Origin of the sequence: Streptomyces sp. NRRL WC-3618 (assembly GCF_001280005.1) — a bacterium.
GTDB lineage: Bacteria > Actinomycetota > Actinomycetes > Streptomycetales > Streptomycetaceae > Streptomyces.
This window is the reverse complement of the sequence record NZ_LGDW01000348.1, coordinates 115505-132015: the sequence shown is the minus strand read 5'-3', so window position 1 is coordinate 132015 and position 16511 is coordinate 115505. Positions and strand designations below refer to the sequence as shown.

The window sequence follows — 16511 nt, the reverse complement described above, 5'->3', positions numbered from 1 at the left end:
CTCCGACCCTGACCCCGACCCCAACCCGGACCCGCCCCCCGACCCGCTACCAGCAGTGCCCGTGCGGCCCCGCAGAACCACAGCCCAGCCACCGTCCGCCATCCGCACCGTCTCCCGTACGGCCGTGCCCTCGGTGACCTCCGCCCCCGCCGCGCGGGAGGCGTCGCGCAGGCGCTGGTCGAACAGGTGCCGGTCGAGGTGCCAGCCATGGCCGTGCGGGTCGTTGATGAAGTCCACGGCGTGCAGGTCGGCCGAACCCCACGCCGAAAGGCTGCCGTAGCAGGGCAGATGCCCGGAGTCGAGAACGCGGTCGGCGACGCCGAGGTCGCCGAGCAGAACCCGCCCGGCGGGCACGAGTGTCTCGCCGAGCTTGGGCGGCCCGGTGCCGGCGTCCGCCAGCAGAACCGTACGGCCGGCCCGGGTGAGCATGAGCGCGGCGGCGCAACCGGCCGGGCCGCCGCCCGCCACCACGACGTCGTAGGTGTCCGCGCCGGGAGGGAGCGCGACGCTCACCGCGCGTCGCGGAAGGGGTCGAGTTTCTCGAGGTATCCGGCGGTGATCTCCTCCTCGCGGTAGCCGGTCGCCCTGGCCGCTTCGCCGACCGCCCGCGCCGCGGACTCGGCCTCGACGGTTTCGGGGGCGAGCATTCCCTCGGGCGAGCGGCCCGCCGCCGCGGCCAACACGTGCGGACCCACCTCGGGCACCTGCACGTTGACGAGGTTCGCTGTGTCCGGTGCCTGAGCGAGCGGTTGTGCCGGGCGCGACTCCACCAGGATCCGTTCGGGGAACTTCCCGTCGCCCACGGTGTAGTCGCGCACCTCGACGACGCCGAGTTTGAACCAGTCCTTGATCATCTGGGTACGCTGCTCGTTCATGGTGCCGGTGAGTCCGCGCAGCCAGGTTGCCCGCCGCTCGAACGCCTCTTCCCGGGCGCTGTCGTCGCTCCCGGCCGACGGCGTGTTGACCTTCTCGAAGTCCTCCAGCTTGAGCACATGGTTGGGTACCTGGGCGGGCCAGAAGGTCGGCAGGTACGGGCTGTACCGGGGCCCCAGGTTGGCCAGCACCTCGTAGCCCGAGCGGCAGCTCGCGGTGTCCGCCTGCCAGGGGGCGGCCATCCAGCGGGTGAGGTCACCGGGGCCCTGTGCTTGCAGGGGGCCAGTGGCGGAGACCGCCTCGTCCGGAAGCAGGGTGGGCCCGTAGTCGGGTTCCGCGGTGGCGGGGGCGCGGTGCCGGATGCGGAAGGGCGCGCTGAACATGCTCGCGTGCCGGATCGGCCAGGTGACCTCGATCCCCGGGTGGAACGCGTCGGCGGCGCAGCCCTCCAGGGCCGCCCGGTCCAGCAGCCCCGGCTGCTCGGCGGCAGGGGCGTCGTCGACCGTGGGGCGCGGCTGCCGCAGGGGTCCGGCCACGAACGCCCCGTCCGCCCAACGCTGCAGCATCCAGTCCTGGGTCGGTGACAGCGCCAGGTGCTGAAGCACGGACTTGGGCTTGCTGGCCATGGCGTCGCCGTACAGCCACGGCCACGGCAGCGGGGACTTCCCGTCACGGTCGTAGTCGCGCAGGGAGGCGTACACCTGGCGGCGCAACTCCCGGTTACGGCTGGACGGATCGGCGAGCCTCTTGCGCATCGTCGGCGAGAGGAAGAAGTTGGGGCCGTTCCAGCCGAACTGGGTCGCGAAACCGTGGTTGACCCACTGCAGATCGCAGAACCTGCGGAATATGGGCTCTATGTGATCGGCGAACGAGATCTGCTGCGGGCGGGTCAGTGAACCGGCCTGGACGAAGACGTCGAAGAGCAGGTCGTAGAGGGTACGGACGGACTTCACGCCGGGGGCGTAGTGCGGAGGTCCCACCACGACCCAGGCCGGCACGGCGGTCAGATCCTGGCCGTCAATAGTGACCTTCGCTGTCACCGGACCGTCGGACACGTCGTCGTACCAGGTGTCGTTGTTGGTGACCCCTGTGATCGGCTGGTTCTTGTAGGAGGCGGAGTTTCCCCGGCCGCCGAGCACCACCAGGCGGCCGTCGGAGCGGGTGGAGATCTCGCCGAGGTACACCGCCTTGTCCATGACCTTGCCGGTGTCGAACTTCTGCGTCTCGGTCTTCGAACCGCGAACGGTGCGGCTGCCGGGATCGTTGACCAGCTTCTTCCGGTCGGCGCCCGCGACGTCGGCGTTGCGGCGGCCGTACTGCTCGGCCGTGAGCGTCTTGCCCTCGGGGATGTCCAGCGCCAGATGGAACTGGTACCAGGCGGCCTTCTTGTTGGCCAGATGTACCGTCCACTGGATCTCGGTGACACCCTCGGTGCCCGGCTTCAGCTCCCGTACGACCTCCCCGGCGGCGTTGTAGCCGTACACCCGGAATCGTGCGGCCTGCCTCCGTATCGCCCCGGAAGCGTCCTTGTAGGAGCCGGCGTCCGCTGGTCGCTGGTCCGGTGATTCCGGGCCGATGAAAGGTGCTTCCACGCTGTTGCCGACCCGGGCGACACCGATGGCGGGGTGGATCTTCACCTGCACGATGTGACTGTCCATCAAAGAACCTTCCGTTGTGCGTTCAACCGGTCGAAGGTATGTGGTCGCACATGAAGAGGGCGCAGGCCGAGCTCGCGTTCCGAGGGCGGGGTTCGGGTCAGGGGCCTACCCGGCGCCAGTCCGTCACCGGGCCGGGGTCCGTGTGGTCCGCGGGAGTGACCCAGAAGGCTTTGCCCAGCTCGGCGCTGAAGTGGGCGCCTGTCCGGCCGTCCCCGGAGGAGCGCCCTGTCAGGCGGCGCCCTATCCACGGCAGTAGGTACTGGCGGGCGAAACGGGCGTCCTCGACCCGGCGCGTGCCCCAGCCGGGAGGCGCCGTGGCCGGCACCGGCGTACGCCACTCCGGGTCCTCGGCCTCGTACCCGAGGGTCTGCCAGACCGCCTCGGCGACCCTCCGGTGGCCCTCGCCGCTCAGGTGCAGCCGGTCGACGTCCCACAGGCGGGGGTCACCCAGCGAGGGGGCGCCGTACAGGTCGACGACGAGGGCGCCGTGCCGGGACGCGAGGTCGTCGACGCAGGTGAACAGCTCCTCCACACGCGGCCGGAAGCGATCGAAGACCGGGCCCTGGCGGCCGGGGCTGCGCATCAGCACCAGCTGTTTGCACGCGGGCGCCAACTGCTCCACGGCCTCCTCGAGCAGCCCGCGCACCCGGCCCATGTCGCACTTGGGGCGGAGCGTGTCGTTGAGGCCGCCCACCAGCGTGATCACGTCCGGCTCCAGGGCCACCGCCACGGGCACCTGCTCGGCGGTGATCTGCGCGATCAGCTTGCCGCGCACGGCGAGGTTCGCGTACCGGAAACCGGGGGTGCGGGCGGCCATCCGGGCCGCCAGGAGATCGGCCCAGCCGCGGTACGTACCGTCCGGCAGCCGGTCCGACATGCCCTCGGTGAAGGAGTCGCCGACCGCGACAAGGCTGGTGTACGAGGTGTTCGTCTGCATGGCGACAGAGATGATAGCCCGTACACATACCCAGCGGTCGGTCGACCTCCTCCAGGTGTGGAACAGCCGGTCTACGCGGGCTGTCCGAACAGCTCGCGCAGCACGTCCTCCATCGTCACCAGCCCGGCGAGCAGCCCGTCTTCCCCTTGCACCGCCGCCAGGTGCGTACGGCTGCGCCGCATCGCCGTGAGGACGTCGTCCAGGGGAGTGTCCGCCCGTACGCTCGCGATGGGCCGCATGTCCCGGACCTGGAAGCCCAGGTCCCGGGGCGCCGCGTCCAGCGCGTCCTTGACGTGCAGATAGCCGGCGATCCGGCGCTCCTTGTCGACCACCGGGAAGCGCGAGAAGCCCGACTCGGCCGACAGCTGCTCCAGCTCCTCCGGAGTGATGCCCACGCGCGCGTAGACGACGCTTTCGAGGGGGAGCGCGACGTCACGCACCGGCCTGCGGCCCAGTTCCAGGGCGTCGTGCAGGCGTTCGCGCGCGCGGTCGTCGATGAGCCCCGCCTCGCCGGAGTCCCGGACCAGACGGGCCAGTTCGGCGTCCGAGAAGGTCGCCGTGACCTCGTCCTTGACCTCGACACGCAGCAGCTTCAGGAGGGTGTTCGCGAAGGCGTTGATCGTGAAGATCACGGGCTTCAGGGCCCGCGCCAGGGCCACCAGGGGCGGCCCGAGCAGCAGTGCGCTGCGCACCGGCTCCGCGAGCGCGATGTTCTTCGGCACCATCTCGCCGAGCAGCATGTGCAGATACGTCGCCAGGGAGAGGGCGATCACGAAGGAGACCGCGTGCCCCGCGCTCTCGGGGACGCCCACCGCGTGGAACACCGGCTCCAGCAGATGCGCGATCGCGGGTTCCGCGACCACACCCAGGATCAGCGTGCACAGCGTGATGCCCAGCTGGGCCGCCGCCATCAGCGCGGACACGTGTTCCAGGCCCCACAGGACGCTCTTCGCGCGCCGGTCGCCGTCCGCCCCTTCTTCCACGTGTTGCTCGATCTGGCTGCGGCGTACGGAGATCAGCGCGAACTCGGCGCCCACGAAGAAGGCGTTGACGACCAGCGTCGCCAGACCGATGAGCAACTGGATCGTGGTCACTTCGCCTCCCCGTCCGTTTCGTCCTTCTTTTCGTCCTTCTTTTCTTGCGTTTTCTCTTCCGCTTCTTCCACCGTGTGCGGCGCGTGCAGCAGGACGCGTGCGGCCCTGCGGCCCGAGGCGTCCAGCACGTCGAGGCGCCAGTCGCCCACCTCGACGGTGTCACCGGCCTGCGGAATGCGGCCGAGCTCGGTCGCGACCAGGCCGGCCAGCGTCTCGTACGGTCCCTCGGGCAGCCGGAGGCCGACACGGGCGAGCTGGTCGGTGCGGGCGGCGCCGTCCGCGGAGTAGAGGGCGCGGCCGTCGTCGTCGACGCCGGCCGGGACGAGGTCGGACATCTCGTGCGGGTCGTGCTCGTCGCGTACCTCGCCGACGACCTCCTCGACGATGTCCTCCAGCGTGGCCACGCCCGCCGTACCGCCGTACTCGTCGATGACGACGGCCATCGTGCGCTTGCCGGAGAGCCGGTCGAGGAGCCGGTCGACGGTCAGTGACTCAGGGACGAGCAGCGGCTCGCGCATCAGTTCGGCGACGGACACCCGGGGGCGACGCTCCGCGGGCACCGTGAGGCAGTCCTTGATGTGCGCGACGCCCACGACCGAGTCGAGGTTGCCGCGGTAGACGGGGAACCGGGACAGTCCGGTCGCGCGCGTCGCGTTCGCCACGTCCTCGCAGGTCGCCTGGGCGTCGAGGGCGATGACCTGGACGCGCGGTGTCATCACGTTCTCCGCCGTGAGGTCGGCGAGGTTCAGGGTCCGTACGAACAGTTCCGCGGTGTCGGGCTCCAGGGCGCCCTGCTTGGCGGAGTGCCTGGCCAGTGCCGCCAGTTCCTGGGGGCCGCGTGCGGAGGCCAGTTCCTCGGCGGGTTCGATGCCGAAGAGGCGTACCAAGTGGTTCGCCGTGTTGTTGAGGTGCGTGATGAACGGCCGGAACGCGGCACTGAACCAGCGCTGCGGCGTCGCCACCCGCTTGGCCACGGCCAGCGGTGCGGAGATCGCCCAGTTCTTCGGCACGAGCTCGCCGACCACCATCAGGAAGACGGTCGACAGCGCCGTACCGATCACCAGGGCGAGGGACGAGGACGCCGAGGCCGAGACGCCGAGCGACTCGAGCGGGCCCGCGATCAGCGCGGCGATCGACGGCTCGGAGAGCATGCCGACCACGAGGTTGGTGACCGTGATGCCGAGCTGCGCGCCGGAGAGCTGGAACGTGAGGTTCCGTACGGCCTTCAGGGCACCGGCGGCACCCCGCTCGCCGCGCTCCACCGCGCGCTCCAGCTCGCCGCGTTCGACCGTGGTCAGGGAGAACTCCGCCGCGACGAAGGCGCCGCAGGCCAGGGAGAGCAGGATCGCGACCAGGAGGAGAAGCACTTCGGTCATCGGTTCACCTCCGTCCCATGGTCGGGCAGGGCCGGCGGGATCGCTCGACGTCGAGTGGTGCTGTTGCTACTGGGAGGCTCGCCCATGGGCGGACGCTCACACCTTTCCCCGGAGAAGTAACTGGTCCACCAATAGTAAAGGATGCGCAAAATAGCTCAGTCGGTGAGAGGTTTCACCCAGCGTCGCCAGTGGTCCTCACGATGGTAGGCGCGCGCGGCCCAGGTGTGGTGGGCCTGTTCGTTGGCCTCCAGGACCATCGCGTCGACGCGTCGGCCGCCCAGCGCGGCGAAGCGCTGTTCCGCGGCTTCGAGCAGGGCGGTGGCGATGCCTTGCCGACGGTGGCCGGGGTGTACGGCCAGTCGGTACGCGCAGCACCGCCAGCCGTCGAAGCCGGCTATGACGGTGCCGGCGAGGACGCCGTCGCGCTCCGCGAGGAGCAGGGCCTCGGGGTCGCGTGTGATGAGGCGGGTGACGCCGTCGTGGTCGTCGCTGATGCTCGTTCCCTCTGCGGCGTCGCGCCAGAACCGCAGCACGGTGTCGATGTCCGAGAGGGTGGCGTGGCGGATACGGAGATCGAGATCGCTCATGGGGTGAGCCAAGCAGAGCGCGCGCCTGTCCGGCGAACGGGTTTGCCCTGACGGGGAGAATCGGGGGGAGAGGGGGAGGGGCGGTTTGGGCAGGGGCTCCGCAGACTGAGAGCCCGCTGGTCCCCGCCCGAAGGCGCCGCCCGGCTAGGGGCCGATGACCCCGGGGGCCAGTGGCCCCCGTCCCGCGCGACCGCTCAGAGCCGCGCGATCATGCCACCGCCGTCAACAGGCCGGTCACTGCCTCCGACCGCTTCCTCGACCGCGAGTCGTGCATCGCCGCCTGCCCGGCGGTGTGATCTGTCCGGGCCCGGAAGCCCCCGAAGGGGCCGAGCCCCGCGCCGATGCCGATGCCGACACCGCCACGAGACGGTGTCGGCAACCCGACGGCAGCCTCCCGCGCCGAGGCCCAAAAGGGCGGGGCGATCACAAGCCGTACTGAACCCGACCCGTCACCCCCGGTCCAGCACCACCGCAAGCGCCTCCCGCAGCGCCGCACCGGCGTCATCCGCCGGCCCTTCGGAGCGCCACGCCACGAAGCCGTCGGGGCGGACCAGTACCGCTCCGTCCACCGTGACGCCGTGGACGTCCGCCCACTCCTGGTCGCTCGCGCAGGACAACTCCGCGTCCGGACCGCTGCCGATCCGGTACGAGTCGAGCGGCACCGCCAGCTGCCGCGCGACCTCTGCCGCCGCGTCGTGCCAGCCGCAGGAGGCGCCCGCCGAGCTGAGGAGCACCAGTGAGCCCTCGTACAGGTCGAGCGTGGAGATCCGGGTGCCGGCGCGGTTCAGCCACAGGTGCGGAGCACGGCTCCCGGGCTCGCCCGTCAGCCGCACGCCCTCGGGCACGACCGGCACCGCCGTGTCCGCGCCCAGGACCGCGCCCCGCGGATAGCGGTAGCCGAGGGCCACGTTGAGGATGCCGCCCTTGCGGCCGCCGGGGCCGCCGGCTCCGGGAGTGGGCGTGTACCCGGGGTGGCTGTGCTCCACCGACCGCGAGGAGGCACGGGCGCTCGTCGCCTCCGCGACGGGCCGGCGCTCCAGGTCGTACGACGCCAGCAGACCGGGACCCGCCCAGCCGCCCAGCACGGCGGCCAGCTTCCAGGCGAGGTTGTGGGCGTCCTGGATACCGGTGTTGGAGCCGAAGGCCCCGGTGGGGGACATCTCGTGGGCGGAGTCGCCGGCGAGGAACACCCTGCGGTCCGCGTACCGTTCGGCGACCCGCTCGGCCGCGTGCCAGGGGGCCCGGCCGGTGATCTCCACGTCCAGGTCCGGTACGCCGACCGCCCGCCGGATGTGGTCCCGGCACCGCTCGTCGGTGAACTCCTCCAGCGTCTCGCCGTGTTCGGGGTGCCAGGGCGCGTGGAACACCCAGCGCTCCCGGTTGTCGACCGGCAGCAGAGCGCCGTCGGCGTCCGGGCTGGTCAGGTAGCAGACGATGAAACGCCGGTCGCCGACCACATCCGCGAGGCCGCGCGAGGTGAAGGTGATGCTCACGTTGTGGAACAGGTCGCCCGGGCCGCTCTGCCCGATACCCAACTGCTCCCGGATGGGGCTGCGCGGACCGTCCGCCGCGACGAGATAGTCCGCCCGGATGGTGGTGTGCTCGCCGGTCTCCCGGCTCTTGACCCTCGCGGTCACCCCCTCGGAGTCCTGCTCGAACGACATCAGCTCGGTCGAGAACCGCAGATCGCCGCCCTGCGCCCGCGCGCTCTCCAGCAGCACCGGTTCCAGGTCGTTCTGGCTGCACAGGCACCAGCCGCTGGGGCTGAAGCGGGCGAGTCCGCCGCCCGGGTCGATCTCCTTGAACAGCCACTCGCCCACGTCGCCCACCAGGCTCGGCGTCTGCAGGATGCCGTGGTTGTCCGCCAGGACCGACGCCGCCTCCTCGATGCGCCGCTCCACCCCGGCCACCCGGAACAACTCCATGGTGCGCACGTTGTTCCCGCGCCCCCGTGGATGGACCGAGGTGCCCGAGTGGCGCTCCACGAGCGTGTGCGGCACGCCCAGGCGGCCGAGGAACAGGGAGGTGGACAGGCCCACCAGGGAGCCGCCGACGATCAGGACGGGTGTGTGGTGGCCGCCAGTGCCGTCGGCCTCTTCCGCGCGGTTCATTGAATGCCTCCAGTGTCTGCCGGTCTCCGCGGTCTCTGCCGGGACGCGGGTCAGCGATGGGTCGCCCCTGCACAGTGCATCTCCGGGGGCCGTTCCGCCCGCCGGGGGCACCCGGATGGCGCACGGTTCACCCGCCCGACCCCGTGGGAGTCGCGGACCGGGCGACTCGCGTCAACTATCGGCTCATGGCGGCCCGGCTTCGGCCACGACGGTCGCTGCCCGCCTTCCACGACGAAGGCCTTACACGACGAAGAGGAGAGGTGCGCCGGATGACCATCTCGGGACGCATATCGCAGTCGGTGTTCGACGGCTCCAGGCTGCGGGTGATCCTGCTGCTCGACCTGTACGAAGGAGCCCAGCAGCAGTTCCTTGACGCGTACGAACTCATGCGCAACCAGGTCGCGTCGGTCCCCGGCCACCTCAGTGACCAGCTCTGCCAGTCGATCGAGAACCCCTCGCAGTGGCTCATCACCAGCGAGTGGGAGAGTGCCCCGCCCTTCCTCGCCTGGGTGAACAGCGAGGAGCACGTCGAGACCGTACGGCCGATGCACAGCTGCGTCCGGGACACCCGGTCGATGCGCTACAGCATCCTGCGGGAGATGACCCCCAACGCGCCGCTCACCCCGAAGTCGCCGAAGGAGGGCATGCAGGTGGCGGCCCGCGTGGGCGACGGCGTCGCACGCCACGCCCTCACGTTCACCGTCAAGCCGGGCTCGGAGTCGAAGGTCGCCGAGCTTCTGGCCGGCTACACCTCGCCGGAGGCGCAGGTCGACGACACCACCCGGCTGCGCCGCACCTCCCTCTTCATGCACGGCAACCGGGTCGTACGGGCCGTGGAGGTCGAGGGCGACCTCCTCGCGGCGCTCCGCCACGTCGCCCGCCAGCCCGAGGTGCGGGCGGTCGAGGAGGCCATCAACCCGTACCTCGAACAGGACCGGGACCTCAGCGACCCCGACTCGGCGCGCGTCTTCTTCACCCGGGCCGCGCTCCCGGCCGTCCACCACGTGGTCGCCGGCGGGAAGGCGCCCGCCGGACTGCGCCGGCACGCGCTGTACTACCCGGCCAAGGAAGGCCGCGGGATGGAACTGGCCCGGCTGCTCGCCCACCAGGACGAGGACGCGGCCGACGACCCGACGAGCCCGGTGTACGGAAGCACCGTCTTCCAGCGCGATGACATCGTTGTCCGCCTCGTCGACCTCACCAGCGAGCTCGACGCCGACCCCATGTCCTCCCTCGGCCTCAAGGGGCCGGGGAAGGCAGCGGAGTTGGAGCGTCTCCTCGACGGTGCCGCGATCGGTGTCGAGGGCTCCCTCGAGACGGGGCGCAACCTCAACCGCCTCCTGTCGCACGCCGACATGATGCCCGTCACCGACCGCAGCTCGGCGCGTTCCTGACGGACCACCGCGGCGCGCTCCGCGCCGTCCACACCCGGCCCGGACGACGTCCCTGCCACCCCCGGAGGTGTCAACCATGAACAAGCAGCACCCATGCATCGTGGACCTGAGCGAGACAGAACCCAACCGCAGACGCGGCGGCGACCTGCGGGCGATGCTCACGCCCGCCACGGTGGGCTCCACCAGCGGCTTCATGGGCCTGGCGATCGTCCAGCCCGGCGAGCGCATCGGCGAGCACTACCACCCGTACTCCGAGGAGTTCGTGTACGTCGTCGCAGGCGCCCTCGAAGTCGACCTGGACGGCGAGACCCACGCCCTCAGGCCCGACCAGGGCCTCCTGATCCCCATCGACGTACGTCACCGCTTCCGCAACGTCGGTGACGTGGAAGCCCGCATGGTCTTCCACCTGGGCCCGCTCGCCCCCCGTCCCAGCCTCGGTCACGTCGACACGGAGGTCACCGAAACCGCCGTACCCGGCACGGAGTTCGCCGTCGGCGGGCCGGACCGGCTCGCTCCGGACCACGGACAGCCGTCCGAGCGAAGCGAGGCCATACGGTGACCCGGCGGGTGGCTGTCACCGGTATCGGTGTGGTCGCTCCCGGCGGCACCGGCGCCACGGCGTTCTGGGACCTCCTGGCCGGCGGCCGCACCGCGACCCGGGGTATCACGCTGTTCGATCCGGCGGGACTGCGCTCGCGCATCGCCGCCGAATGCGACTTCGACCCGTTCGCGCACGGCCTGGACCCGGACGTGAGCCAGCACGCCGACCGCTACATCCAGTTCGCCCTGGTCGCCGCCGCCGAAGCCGTCGGCGACTCGGGACTCGACGCGGGCAGCCAGGACCCCTGGCGCGTCGCGGTCTCCCTGGGCAGCGCCGTCGGCGGCACCACCCGTCTGGAACACGACTACGTCAGGGTCAGCGAGGGCGGACAGCGGTGGGACGTGGACCACCGCGCCGCCGAACCGCAGCTGCACCGGGCGTTCTCGCCGAGCACCCTCGCCTCGGTCGTCGCCGAGCGGTTCGGTGCCCAGGGCCCGGTGCAGACGGTCTCCACCGGCTGCACCTCCGGGATCGACGCGGTCGGCTACGCCTTCCACACCATCGAGGAGGGCCGCGCCGACATCTGCATCGCCGGCGCGGCGGACTCGCCGATATCACCGATCACCATGGCGTGCTTCGACGCCATCAAGGCGACGTCGGACAACAACGACGACCCCGAACACGCCTCCCGGCCCTTCGACGCCCGCCGCAACGGCTTCGTCATGGGCGAGGGCGCGGCGGTGCTCGTCCTCGAGGAGTACGAGCACGCCCGGGCCCGTGGCGCGCACGTGTACTGCGAGATCGGCGGCTACGCCACATTCGGCAACGCCTACCACATGACCGGTCTGACCAGCGAGGGACTGGAGATGGCCCGGGCGATCGACGCCACGCTCGACCAGGCCCGCCTCGACCCCACGCTGATCGACTACGTCAACGCGCACGGCTCGGGCACCAAACAGAACGACCGGCACGAGACGGCCGCCGTGAAGCGGTCCCTGGGCGCCCACGCCTACGACACACCCATGAGCTCCATCAAATCCATGGTGGGCCACTCACTCGGCGCGATCGGCGCGATCGAGGTCGTCGCGTGTGTCCTGGCGCTGAAGCACCAGGTGGTGCCCCCGACGGCGAACTACGAGACACCCGACCCCGAGTGCGACCTGGACTACGTGCCGCGCACCGCGCGTCAGCGAAAGCTCAGGAACGTGCTCTCCGTCGGCAGTGGATTCGGCGGCTTCCAGTCGGCCGTACTGCTGACCGGGGCGGGCGGGAGGACTCGATGAAAACACAGCACACTCGGCGCGCCCCGCGCGCGGCCATCACCGGGATCGGTGTGATCGCGCCCAACGGCCTGCGGGCCGACTCCTACTGGAAGGCCGTCGGCGAAGGACTCGTCGTCCTGGACGGGATCACCCGTGAGGGGTGCGGGCATCTGCCGCTCCGCGTCGCGGGTGAGGTCCGGGGCTTCGACGCCGGCGGCCTCATCGAGGAGCGTTTCCTCGTCCAGACCGACCGGTTCAGCCACTTCGCCATGGCCGCCGCCGCGCTCGCCCTCGACGACGCCGGAATCGCCCGGGGCGAGCCCGCGGAGCCCTACGACATCGGTGTGGTCACCGCTGCCGGGTCCGGCGGCGGCGAATTCGGGCAGCGCGAGCTCCAGAAGCTGTGGGGCCAGGGATCGCGGTACGTGGGCCCGTACCAGTCCATCGCCTGGTTCTACGCCGCCAGCACCGGCCAGATCTCCATCCGCGGCGGCTTCAAGGGCCCGTGCGGAGTGGTCGCCAGCGACGAGGCCGGCGGTCTGGACGCCGTCGCCCACGCCGCACGGGCCGTGCGGCGCGGCACCGGCGCGGTCGTCGTCGGCGGCGCGGAGGCACCCCTGGCCCCGTACTCGATGGTCTGCCAGCTCGGTTACGCCGAACTCAGCACCGTCGAGGACCCGGCCCGCGCCTACCGCCCCTTCACGGCGGGCGCCTGCGGTTTCGTACCGGCGGAGGGTGGCGCCATGCTCGTCGTCGAGGACGAGAACCGTGCCCGGGAGCGGGGGGCGCCCGTCCGGGCCACCGTCGCCGGCCACGGCGCGACCTTCACCGGCGCCTCCCGCTGGGAGCGGTCCCGGGAGGGGCTCGCCCACGCGATCAGGGGCGCGCTCAACGAGGCCGGATGCGCCCCCGAGGAGATCGACGTCGTGTTCGCGGACGCCCTGGGCGTGCCGGAGGCGGACCGCGCGGAAGCGCTGGCCATCACCGACGCGCTCGGGGAGTACGGCTCCAAGGTCCCCGTCACGGCGCCCAAGACCGGCATCGGGCGCGCCTACTGCGGGGCGCCCGTGCTGGACATCGCGGCCGCGGTGCTCGCCATGGAGCACCGCCTGATCCCCCCCACCCCCAACGTGTTCGACATCTGCCACGACCTCGACCTGGTGATGTCCAGCGCTCGCCCCGCCGAGCCGCGCACGGCCCTGGTGCTCAGCCGGGGACTGATGGGTTCCAACGCGGCGCTGGTCGTGCGCCGCGGAGACGACCGCGCCCGGTGACACCGGGCGGGAAGGAGAACACCCGCATGCTCACCACCCAACTGACCTACGACGAACTGGCCGCCCTCATGAAGAGGGGCGCCGGAGTCACCGTCGACCCCCGGGAGCTGGAGCGGGCCTCGGACACCCCCTTCGGGATCCTCGGCCTCGACTCGCTCGGCCTGCTGGGCATCGTCGGTGAACTGGAGAACCAGTACGGCCGTTCGCTGCCCCCCGACTCCGAGCGCTGCAGGACGCCCCAGGAGTTCCTCGACCTCGTCAACACCACCCTCAAGGCTGGAGCCTGAACGTGTCAGGACACACCGAGAACACCATCACCATCGACGCCCCGTTCGACCTCGTCTGGGACATCACCAACGACATCGAGAACTGGCCCCGGCTCTTCACCGAGTACTCGTCCCTCGAAGTGCTCTCCCGTGACGGCGACACGACGGCCTTCCGCCTCACCATGTACCCGGACGACAACGGCAAGGTCTGGAGCTGGGTCTCGGAACGCACCGTGGACCGCGCCAACCGGACCGTCCGGGCCCGCCGGGTGGAGACGGGTCCCTTCGCCCACATGAACATCCTGTGGGAGTACACGGAGCTGCCCGGCGGCACCCAGATGCGCTGGACGCAGGACTTCGCGATGAAGCCCGACGCCCCCGTCGACGACGAGTGGATGACGGACAACATCAACCGCAACTCCCGTACGCAGATGGCGCTCATCCGGGACCGCATCGAGCAGGTCGCCCGCGACCGCCAGAACGCGCCCCTGCCTCGCTGATCCACCCGCCCAGGAAGGACCCCCGATGCATCACGCCCTGATCGTCGCCCGGATGGCGCCCGACTCGGCGCCGGCGATCGCCGACCTGTTCGCCGCCTCCGACAGCGGTGAACTCCCGCACCTCGTCGGTGTCAAGCGCCGCAGCCTCTTCCAGTACGGCGACGTGTACCTGCACTTCATCGAGGCCGACCAGGACCCGGCGCCCGCCATCGCGAAGGTGGCCGGGCACCCGGAGTTCCGGGGCATCAGCGACAAGCTGTCGGCGTACGTCTCCGCGTACGACCCGCAGACCTGGCGCAGCCCCAAGGACGCCATGGCCCACTGCTTCTACCAGTGGGAGCGGGGCGCCGGCTCCTGAGCAGTTCCTGAGCACCAAACCCCGAGGCCGGTACCGCGAATGTCGCGGTACCGGCCTCGGGGTTTGTGTGTGACGGGGGATCAGTCGGGGACGGTGCACTCGAAGGCGTGCAGATACGGGTTGACGGGACGGATCTCACCGATGACCAGGCCCGCGTCCGTGAGCCGGTCGACCATGCTCTGCCGGGTGTGCTTCGCACCGCCGACATTGAGGAGCAGCAGCAGGTCCATGGCGGTCGTGAACTTCATCGACGGCGTGTCGTCCACGAGGTTCTCGATCACGACGACCCGGGCACCGGGCCGCGCCGCCTTGCGGACGTTCGCCAGCGCCCGGCGGGTGCTGTCGTCGTCCCACTCCAGGATGTTCTTGATGATGTACACATCCGCCTGTACGGGGATGTCCTCCCGGCAGTCCCCGGCCACGATGCTCACGCGCGCCGCCAGCGAACCGCCGTCGCGCAGCCGGGGATCGGCGTTCTCCACCACTCCGGGCAGGTCGAGCAGCGTGCCGTGCATCTGAGGGTGCTTCTCCAGCAGGCTCGCCACGACCCGGCCCTGGCCGCCGCCGATGTCCGCGACGGAGGACACCCCGCTCAGCTCCAGCAGGTTCGCGACGTCCCGCGCGGACTGCTCGCTGGACGTCGTCATGGCCCGGTTGAACACGTACGCCGACTCGGGGGCCTCTTCGTTGAGGTAGGAGAAGAACTCCCGGTCGTACATGTCCTCGAAGACGTTGCGGCCGGTGCGCACCGCCTCGTCCAGCTGCGGCCAGACGTTCCACGTCCACGGCTCGGTGCACCACAGCGCGATGTACCGCAGGCTGTGCGGATCGTCCTCGCGCAGCAGCCGGGACATCTCGGTGTGGACGAAGGTGCCGTCGGGGCGCTCCGCGAAGACGCCCTGGCAGGTCAGGGCGCGCAGCAGCCGCCGGAGGGTGTGGGGCTGGGTCTTCACCGCCGCCGCCAGGTCCTCGACGGTCGTGGGCGTGTCGTCGAGAGCGTCCGCGACGCCCAGGCGGGCGGCGGCGCGTACGGCGGCGGCGCAGGCCGCCCCGAACACGAGTTCCCGCAACCGCATGGGCGCCGGTGGCGCGGGGGAGGCCGGCGGAGCGGGATCAACGGTCGTCATGTGTTTCCTCGCCTCTGTCGTCGTGCCGTGTGTGCGTGTGTGAGGGGGCTGTTCGGTCAGCACATTCCGGCGGGTTCGGAGACTGTGCAGGTGTTGCCGCGGAAGGTGTTGTTCTTGCCGGTGTCCCGGTCGGCGAGATCCGCCGTGCTGTTGCGCAGCACCACGTTGTCGCGGATCTCGTTGCTCTCGCTGGTGGCGCCCACGAAGCTCTTGAACAGCACGATGCCGCCCGACAGCGGGGAGGTGCCCACGTTGTCCACGACCCGGTTCTTCGTCACCAGCGTCTTCTCGGTGCCGGTGAGAACGATGCCCGAGCCCTGCAGGAAGGGCAGCCGGGCGGTCTTCGGACACGTCTTGTTGTTGGTGTGGACGAAGTTGCGGCGCACGGTCATCGCCCCGGCGCGCGGTGTGCCCTCGTCGCCGACGACGAACATCCCGGTGCAGTTCCCGGTGGCCTCGTTGTGTTCGACGGTCATGTTCCGCAGCCGCCGCACGGTGAGGCCGATGCGGTTGCCGGACAGCCGGTTGTGACTGATGACGGTGCCCTGGGAGTCCTGGGCGCCGTCCTCGCGGTCGACGGTGTTGGCGACGAAGAGCCCGGCGTCACCGTTGCTCTCGGCGATGTTGCGGCTGAACTCGGAGCGCACGGACCTCTCCTCGGCGATGCCCCACTGTCCGTTCTTCTCGGCGGTGACGGACTGGACCTTCAGCTGGTCGGTCCACGCCGCCCACAGACCGTTCTTGGTGAAGTCCCGGATCGTCAGCGAGCGCAGGGTGACGCCCTTGACGGGACTGCTCTTGGTGCCGGTCACACAGATGCCGTTGCCCGCTTTGGCGCAGGCGCTGTCGGCGGAGGCCGGGCCGGGGACGATGACGGCGCGCCCGGCGATCGAGCTCCGCAGGGTCAGGTCGGACACGGTGATGGTGACGCTCTCGCGGTAGGTGCCGGGGGAGAGGACAACGGTGTCCCCCGGCCGTGCGGCGTCCACCGCCTGCTGGATCGATTCGCCGGGCTGCACGCGGTGGACCTTGAGCAGCCGATGCGCCGTGCGGTGGTCGGTCGGCGCGGCGGCGCCGAGCCCGGAGGCAACGACGGCGGCGGCGCATACGAGATGGGTGATCTGTCGTCTGGTCATATGCCGAAGCTAGGAGC

Annotated in this window: 16 protein-coding genes; 7 read left to right on the top strand and 9 right to left on the bottom strand. The window is 70.8% G+C overall.

What is annotated here, in order from left to right:
- The 7 genes from ADL01_RS25945 to ADL01_RS25910 all read right to left on the bottom strand — a co-directional run.
- Positions 1-513 (bottom strand): NAD(P)/FAD-dependent oxidoreductase (locus ADL01_RS25945; protein ID WP_159049631.1); only part of this gene is annotated, 513 nt, incomplete at its 3' end.
- Positions 510-2531 carry a LodA/GoxA family CTQ-dependent oxidase gene (locus ADL01_RS25940; protein WP_053744428.1) on the bottom strand — a complete coding sequence of 674 codons (2022 nt, stop codon included), beginning with the start codon at positions 2529-2531 and terminating at the stop codon, positions 510-512. The genes ADL01_RS25940 and ADL01_RS25945, both read right to left, overlap by 4 nt.
- 97 nt (positions 2532-2628) lie before the next feature.
- Positions 2629-3468, bottom strand: a complete 840-nt coding sequence (locus tag ADL01_RS25935; RefSeq protein ID WP_053744427.1) for an SGNH/GDSL hydrolase family protein — start codon at positions 3466-3468, stop codon at positions 2629-2631.
- A gap of 71 nt (positions 3469-3539) precedes the next feature.
- Positions 3540-4562, bottom strand: a complete 1023-nt coding sequence (locus ADL01_RS25930; RefSeq protein WP_053744426.1) for a hemolysin family protein — start codon at positions 4560-4562, stop codon at positions 3540-3542.
- Positions 4559-5938: a hemolysin family protein gene (locus ADL01_RS25925; protein ID WP_053744425.1), complete on the bottom strand. Its 1380-nt coding sequence runs from the start codon at positions 5936-5938 to the stop codon at positions 4559-4561. The genes ADL01_RS25930 and ADL01_RS25925 overlap by 4 nt, the downstream gene beginning before the upstream one ends.
- 155 nt (positions 5939-6093) lie before the next feature.
- Positions 6094-6525, bottom strand: coding sequence for a GNAT family N-acetyltransferase (locus ADL01_RS25920; RefSeq protein WP_053744424.1), 432 nt, complete (start codon positions 6523-6525; stop codon positions 6094-6096).
- A gap of 449 nt (positions 6526-6974) precedes the next feature.
- Positions 6975-8636, bottom strand: a complete 1662-nt coding sequence (locus tag ADL01_RS25910; RefSeq protein ID WP_053744422.1) for an FAD-dependent oxidoreductase — start codon at positions 8634-8636, stop codon at positions 6975-6977.
- Between the two features lie 269 nt (positions 8637-8905).
- Between ADL01_RS25910 and ADL01_RS25905 the strand changes: the two genes are divergently transcribed.
- The 7 genes from ADL01_RS25905 (at position 8906) to ADL01_RS25875 (ending at position 14231) form a co-directional block, all read left to right on the top strand.
- Positions 8906-10030: a SchA/CurD-like domain-containing protein gene (locus ADL01_RS25905; protein ID WP_053744421.1), complete on the top strand. Its 1125-nt coding sequence runs from the start codon at positions 8906-8908 to the stop codon at positions 10028-10030.
- A gap of 76 nt (positions 10031-10106) precedes the next feature.
- Positions 10107-10589, top strand: a complete 483-nt coding sequence (locus tag ADL01_RS25900) for a cupin domain-containing protein (protein ID WP_053744420.1) — start codon at positions 10107-10109, stop codon at positions 10587-10589.
- Positions 10586-11854: a beta-ketoacyl-[acyl-carrier-protein] synthase family protein gene (locus ADL01_RS25895; protein WP_053744419.1), complete on the top strand. Its 1269-nt coding sequence runs from the start codon at positions 10586-10588 to the stop codon at positions 11852-11854. The genes ADL01_RS25900 and ADL01_RS25895 overlap by 4 nt, the downstream gene beginning before the upstream one ends.
- Positions 11851-13107, top strand: coding sequence for a beta-ketoacyl synthase N-terminal-like domain-containing protein (locus ADL01_RS25890; protein WP_053744418.1), 1257 nt, complete (start codon positions 11851-11853; stop codon positions 13105-13107). The genes ADL01_RS25895 and ADL01_RS25890 overlap by 4 nt, the downstream gene beginning before the upstream one ends.
- Before the next feature lie 26 nt (positions 13108-13133).
- Complete coding sequence (locus ADL01_RS25885) at positions 13134-13394, top strand: phosphopantetheine-binding protein (protein ID WP_053744417.1); 261 nt, start codon at positions 13134-13136, stop codon at positions 13392-13394.
- 2 nt (positions 13395-13396) lie between these two features.
- Positions 13397-13873: an SRPBCC family protein gene (locus ADL01_RS25880; protein WP_053744416.1), complete on the top strand. Its 477-nt coding sequence runs from the start codon at positions 13397-13399 to the stop codon at positions 13871-13873.
- 25 nt (positions 13874-13898) lie between these two features.
- Positions 13899-14231: a TcmI family type II polyketide cyclase gene (locus ADL01_RS25875; RefSeq protein ID WP_053744415.1), complete on the top strand. Its 333-nt coding sequence runs from the start codon at positions 13899-13901 to the stop codon at positions 14229-14231.
- An 80-nt stretch (positions 14232-14311) separates the two neighbouring features.
- Here the strand turns inward: ADL01_RS25875 and ADL01_RS25870 are convergent, their stop codons facing one another.
- Together ADL01_RS25870 and ADL01_RS25865 are read right to left on the bottom strand one after the other, a co-directional pair.
- Positions 14312-15358 (bottom strand): methyltransferase, encoded by a 1047-nt coding sequence (locus ADL01_RS25870; protein WP_053744414.1) that lies wholly within the window; start codon positions 15356-15358, stop codon positions 14312-14314.
- 56 nt (positions 15359-15414) lie between these two features.
- Complete coding sequence (locus tag ADL01_RS25865; RefSeq protein ID WP_053744413.1) at positions 15415-16494, bottom strand: right-handed parallel beta-helix repeat-containing protein; 1080 nt, start codon at positions 16492-16494, stop codon at positions 15415-15417.
- Between the last annotated feature and the right edge of the window lie 17 nt (positions 16495-16511).

Excerpts from the sequence above, each read along its gene's own strand:
- ADL01_RS25940 (WP_053744428.1), bottom strand. The coding sequence starts at position 2,531 with ATGGACAGTCACATCGTGCAGGTGAAGATCCACCCCGCCATCGGTGTC.
- ADL01_RS25935 (WP_053744427.1), bottom strand. The coding sequence starts at position 3,468 with ATGCAGACGAACACCTCGTACACCAGCCTTGTCGCGGTCGGCGACTCC.
- ADL01_RS25925 (WP_053744425.1), bottom strand. The coding sequence starts at position 5,938 with ATGACCGAAGTGCTTCTCCTCCTGGTCGCGATCCTGCTCTCCCTGGCC.
- ADL01_RS25920 (WP_053744424.1), bottom strand. The coding sequence starts at position 6,525 with ATGAGCGATCTCGATCTCCGTATCCGCCACGCCACCCTCTCGGACATC.
- ADL01_RS25910 (WP_053744422.1), bottom strand. The coding sequence starts at position 8,636 with ATGAACCGCGCGGAAGAGGCCGACGGCACTGGCGGCCACCACACACCC.
- ADL01_RS25905 (WP_053744421.1), top strand. The coding sequence starts at position 8,906 with ATGACCATCTCGGGACGCATATCGCAGTCGGTGTTCGACGGCTCCAGG.
- ADL01_RS25900 (WP_053744420.1), top strand. The coding sequence starts at position 10,107 with ATGAACAAGCAGCACCCATGCATCGTGGACCTGAGCGAGACAGAACCC.
- ADL01_RS25890 (WP_053744418.1), top strand. The coding sequence starts at position 11,851 with ATGAAAACACAGCACACTCGGCGCGCCCCGCGCGCGGCCATCACCGGG.
- ADL01_RS25885 (WP_053744417.1), top strand. The coding sequence starts at position 13,134 with ATGCTCACCACCCAACTGACCTACGACGAACTGGCCGCCCTCATGAAG.
- ADL01_RS25875 (WP_053744415.1), top strand. The coding sequence starts at position 13,899 with ATGCATCACGCCCTGATCGTCGCCCGGATGGCGCCCGACTCGGCGCCG.
- ADL01_RS25870 (WP_053744414.1), bottom strand. The coding sequence starts at position 15,358 with ATGACGACCGTTGATCCCGCTCCGCCGGCCTCCCCCGCGCCACCGGCG.
- ADL01_RS25865 (WP_053744413.1), bottom strand. The coding sequence starts at position 16,494 with ATGACCAGACGACAGATCACCCATCTCGTATGCGCCGCCGCCGTCGTT.